Source organism: Intestinibacter sp. (assembly GCF_051866655.1).
Taxonomy (GTDB): Bacteria; Bacillota; Clostridia; order Peptostreptococcales; family Peptostreptococcaceae; genus Intestinibacter.
In genome coordinates this window covers 1-4973 of the sequence record NZ_JBJDXL010000196.1, presented here as the reverse complement: position 1 = coordinate 4973, position 4973 = coordinate 1, and the positions used below count along the sequence as shown (strand labels likewise).

General features: G+C 29.7%; 6 protein-coding genes. 2 read left to right on the top strand and 4 right to left on the bottom strand.

Annotated elements, in window-relative coordinates; all coding sequences use genetic code 11:
- Positions 1-603, bottom strand: a 603-nt coding sequence (locus ACI3VO_RS06060) for a leucine-rich repeat domain-containing protein (protein WP_439757046.1), incomplete at its 3' end; no start/stop codon positions are given.
- 241 nt (positions 604-844) lie between these two features.
- On the opposite strand from ACI3VO_RS06060, the gene ACI3VO_RS06055 reads away from it, so the two are divergent.
- The gene (locus ACI3VO_RS06055; RefSeq protein ID WP_439757045.1) at positions 845-1318 is read left to right on the top strand and encodes a GNAT family N-acetyltransferase; all 474 of its coding nucleotides are present in this window, start codon (positions 845-847) and stop codon (positions 1316-1318) included.
- A 107-nt stretch (positions 1319-1425) separates the two neighbouring features.
- Here ACI3VO_RS06055 and ACI3VO_RS06050 read toward each other — a convergent pair whose 3' ends face one another.
- Positions 1426-2466, bottom strand: coding sequence for an epoxyqueuosine reductase (locus ACI3VO_RS06050; protein ID WP_439757044.1), 1041 nt, complete (start codon positions 2464-2466; stop codon positions 1426-1428).
- Between the two features lie 151 nt (positions 2467-2617).
- On the opposite strand from ACI3VO_RS06050, the gene ACI3VO_RS06045 reads away from it, so the two are divergent.
- Entirely contained in the window at positions 2618-3223 is a 606-nt protein-coding gene (locus ACI3VO_RS06045; protein WP_439757043.1) for a TetR/AcrR family transcriptional regulator, read from the top strand.
- A 145-nt stretch (positions 3224-3368) separates the two neighbouring features.
- Here the strand turns inward: ACI3VO_RS06045 and ACI3VO_RS06040 are convergent, their stop codons facing one another.
- Positions 3369-4358 carry a DNA polymerase beta superfamily protein gene (locus ACI3VO_RS06040; RefSeq protein ID WP_439757042.1) on the bottom strand — a complete coding sequence of 330 codons (990 nt, stop codon included), beginning with the start codon at positions 4356-4358 and terminating at the stop codon, positions 3369-3371.
- 12 nt (positions 4359-4370) lie between these two features.
- Positions 4371-4826 (bottom strand): hypothetical protein, encoded by a 456-nt coding sequence (locus ACI3VO_RS06035; protein ID WP_439757041.1) that lies wholly within the window; start codon positions 4824-4826, stop codon positions 4371-4373.
- Positions 4827-4973: the final 147 nt, after the last annotated feature.

Here is a 4973-nt window from a genome sequence, read left to right as displayed (position 1 = left end):
ACTTTTTGGTATAGTTACACTAGCTAAAGAGCTACAATCCATAAATAAACCAGGCTCTATACTAGTTACACCTTCTGGTATAGTTATACTTGTTAGAGAACTGCATCCATAAAATGCATTGTCCTCTATAGTAGTTACACTTTTTGGTATAGTTATATTTTTTAAAGCACTACATCCATTAAATGCAGCTTGGTCTATAATAGTTACACCTTCTGGTATAGTTATACTTGTTAAAGAACTACAGCTATTAAATGCCAAAATTCCTATAGCTGTTACTTTCATACCATCTATTTCTGAAGGTATTGTAATTTCTGTGTCTTTACCTGTATATCCAATAATTCTTACATCAGATGGATATGATACTGCATAAGTAAAATCTCCAAAAGTTAAACTGTCATCACTGCTAGCTGAAACATTGTTAGCAGTAGCCACATTATAATTAGCTTTAACTATATTTTCTGTCGCAAAATCACTTATAATAGACTTTGCATTTTTGTAGATTTCACTAGTCTGTGCATAGGATAGCATTTGCCCCAGACCCGAGTTAAATACAAATGAAGCGGTAATTGCAAATACTATTGCTTTTTTAAACTTTTTCCTCATTTTTCTTCCTCCTTTTCTATAATATGGTAATTCATCACTTATATAATATCAAAAAAATATCTATTCTGCATAGTTTTTAGTTTATTTAATATATAATTATTTACTTTTGATTCATAAAAAGTTAAAAATCTAAAGATAATACTAAATAAAGTTTATTTTTATATGATATGATATAAATAAATAGCAAATTATATTTCGATGTAATTTGATATTATATCGAAATTTGAAAGGTGGAAGATATATGGAGCATAGCAACATGAAAGATGTAGTATTTAAAAAAGCAACTGATTTGAATATGGAAGAAATTATGAAATTAGAAGTAGATGTATTTGAAGGCGAGCAGGAAATTCCAGCAGAACTTATACCAGTACCCTCTGAAAATTCTCCACAATGGTGGTGTGCTTTATTAGATGGAAATGTCATAGGAGCTATAGCTGCCTGGAAGGAAAACGACCAAATTCACTTGGGAAGATTCGCCATCGCACCCAAATACAGAAGATTGCATATCGGAACAAATTTAGTTACATATTCTATAGAGGATTTATTTTCTCAGGGAATTGAAGAAATTCATATGGAGGCGAGAGAGATAACTGTAAAAATCATCTGTACTATGGGCGCAAAAATTACAGGAGAACCTATTGAGTTTTATCAAGGCACAGTGACACCGATGGTCTTATATAAAAAAGATTTCCAGCTTAAAGATAATACTAAGTAGAATTCTTTTTATCAAGAAAGGGGCTGTCACAAAATAAAATTTGCGATGGCCCCATATTATAATAAAAAATACACTATTCAAAATATTTATATTATTATGAAATTTTATCAGTTAGATTTTGAAATTTTTTCAATAGCCCATTTAGCAGCCTCTTGAACTACTGGATTATCATACATTTCAATTGCCTTTTCGAGTGCTGGAATATAAGATTTATCTCCAGTATTACCAATTGCAATAGCTGCATTTTTTCTAAAAACATCGAAATTTCTGATATAATTATACATAATAGGATGAACTACATCTTCATAATATTTTTCATCGAGGAATAATATCTTTTCAAGGTCAAAATCCTTTTTCAATTCTTCAAGAAAAGGATCTTTTCTTTCAGCTTTTTCTAAGACATGTTTATTTCTAGGACATACTTCCTGACAAATATCGCATCCATGTATATATGTTCCCATACCATCTCTAACGTCTTCTAAAAAACCCCCATCGAATATATGATTCATAAGAGTACAGCTTTGTGGATGTAGTCTACCTGGTTTAAGTATGGCATGATTTGGACATGCATCAATACACTTATGGCAATTTGGTGGACAGTTGCACTCAATAGTCGGTTCATCGTATTCAAGCTCTGTATCAACCATAATAGTATAAAGTATTATAAAAGATCCATCTTCCTCAGTATATGCAAAATTATTTTTACCATAAGTGATAATACCTGCTCTAGCACATGCCATTCTATTCGGTATATCAATTTCACCTTTATAAACATTACATCCTAATGATTCTATGTATTCTATTAAATTATTTACACGCAATCCACATGAAGAATCTGGAAGTGGTAAATAAGAACGGCTAAGATAAGCACGTCCAACATGTTTAGTAAGCTCCTCTGGATATTTTACATGACCATATGCATATACAGTACAAACTATTGATTTTGCTTCTTTCCAAATTTCACGAGGTCTTAGTCCTTTTCCAAGATATTTTGCTATAGGTGCATTAATCCAACCATCATAGTCTCTACGGCTTAAAAGCTCTTTTTCATAATCAAGAAAAGGATCAGCTGTTGTTATACCGACTTTTGAAAATCCTAATTCAAGAGCTTTCATTTTTATTTTTTTTGTTAATTCTTTTTTATCCATATTTAGTTCTCCTTTCAATATGAACATATTATAATGTAGTTATATTCCTATATATTATATATGGTAATATATATTGGTAAATTTAATCAATTTACAAAATTGCTTAAAGTGTCTATTATTTTTTTTGATATAGAGAAAGAAGGATGTTACTATGGATAAAAATTTAGATCTTAGAATTACTAAGACAGATAAGATGATTAGAGAAGCTTTTTTGGAGCTTGTAAATACAATCGGCTTTGAAAAAATAACTGTAACAAATTTAACAAGTAAAGCACTGATAAGTAGAACTACATTTTATCTACATTATATGGATAAATATGATTTGTTGGAACAAATGGAAAAGGAAATTTTAACTGGTATAAAAAATATTACAATTAATTTTTTAGATACAATAGAAGCTGAAAAGTTTACTGAAAAAAAGTTTTATTCTTTATTATTTAGAATATATAAATATATTGAAGAAAATAAAAAAATCTTTGAATTATTTGTATGTAATAATGTAGACCCGTTTTTTTATCGTAAGTTTAATGAAGTAATAGAATTTATATATTATCAAAGTGACAATATAAACATGGTGAAAGTACCTCAGCATTATGTATTGGCTTATATTAAAGGTATACATATGAGTATTATTGACGAATGGATAAAGACAGGAATGAAAGAAACTCCTAAGGAAATTGTATCAATGATTTTTTATATTATGCATAATTTTCGTGAAGATATATTTGTATTTTATAAAACTGAAAAATCCCAATAGTTATTTTTATATGATATAAGTAACTAAAAACATATTTTTTATGTGAAATTATAAGTATTTAAACTAAAAAGTCTGTATAACTCATCGAAATAATTATACAGACTTTTTAGCTCCTAATGTAGGCCCTAACTTTTTTTATTTAAATCTATTCATTTACTATTTGTAAATTTATTTCCGCAATTAGTTCATTGACTTTGTCCATATCTACATATTTAGGTAAATCAGTATGCTCTCTTGCCTCTCTAAACTTGCGGTCGTATTCATCTGTTATCTCAAAAATCTCATCAAATGAATATTTTCCATGTCTTATATCTAGTAAAAAATCTTTCTCTTTTCTATATGTATTTATGCCCTTGCCCTCTAGGATATCTATTCCCATCATCATAAGTCTTATCAAGTGCATCGCATGCTTATACAGATGCGGCTCGTCTTTTTTGTTGTTTCTGTGGTTTAATTTGCCGTATTGCTTGACGGTTTCATTCATTTCGCCGAGCATGCTTCTCAGATCTCTAAGCGGATAATTTTTTAAGTTTATGTCTATGTAGATTTCCTTGTCATACCCTTCTCTGTCTGTATCGTCTATGTACAAATTCAGCTCTCCATCGCATATATCTTTGTATGATATTTCAAATGTGTCCATTCTTCTTTTTATCGATTGAAGTATGTGCTCTTCCTTATCTGGTTGAGCTAGGCTGTCTCTTGCAATGGCATTTTGCAGTCTTCTCAGCTGACTGACTGCATATCCGTTGAATGAATCGTATGCTTTTTGAGATAAAAATACATATGCGTTTTCTCTTAAGATTTTACCTATATCGTTTATCGCAAATATGTCTTCTTCTCTAGTACCTAAAATTTCTATTGTATTTGGGTTGCAATTACACAGTAGCTCTACTATTTGCTTTAATGGGTATATGACAGTGTCTGTTACTGTATTTGTAAACGGCTTTTCATCGTATGTCATAGATAGTATTTCCTGTTTTGTAGGCAGGTAAATCCCTCTTAAGTCTACATCTGAGCCCTCGTTGTTAGTTCCGTATGCGTGGCTTCCACCGTAAGTTAGTAGTGCAAGCCTTTCATTTGTAAATCTATCGTCTTCTTTTAAAAAATTATACTCCCTTTGATTTAATAAACTCATAATTCACCTTCCTTAATTGATATCGATTTTTATCCACATATTATCGTCATCATAACCACACACAGTCCCTTTTATCACCTGATTGACATCAACTTTAAATATATCATCATATAAAGCAGTACAATCTTGACATTCAATTATAGCTCCTTGAGGATAGAAATACTTGCATTTTCCGGTTATTTGACTTCCTATAAAATATTTTTCTTTGATTTTTTTCCAATTATCTAAATGATCTTTTGTGAGACTTTTCCATTGTTTTTCAAAATCTTCTTTGCTAACTTTAATAATTTGACCTTCTAAATCTTCTTCCTCTATAATGCCTTCAGCTAAGCAATCGTCAAAACAAGAAATTTCAATATCCCCATTGGGTTCTTTACATATTTGTCTTAAAGCGTACTTCTCATCGTCTATTTCAATCCAAATTTCATGATTTTCCCATAATATTAATATATATTTCATATAACTCATCCACCCTCTCAACTACTATTAAATTTATAATAGCATAAAAAAACTCTCTTTATTTGATATATAAATAAAAAGAGTTTTTAATTAACTAAATTACTTCTAAAATTTTACCAGCTATAAAATCAAAGCTTCCATTTTCAAACTGATCTA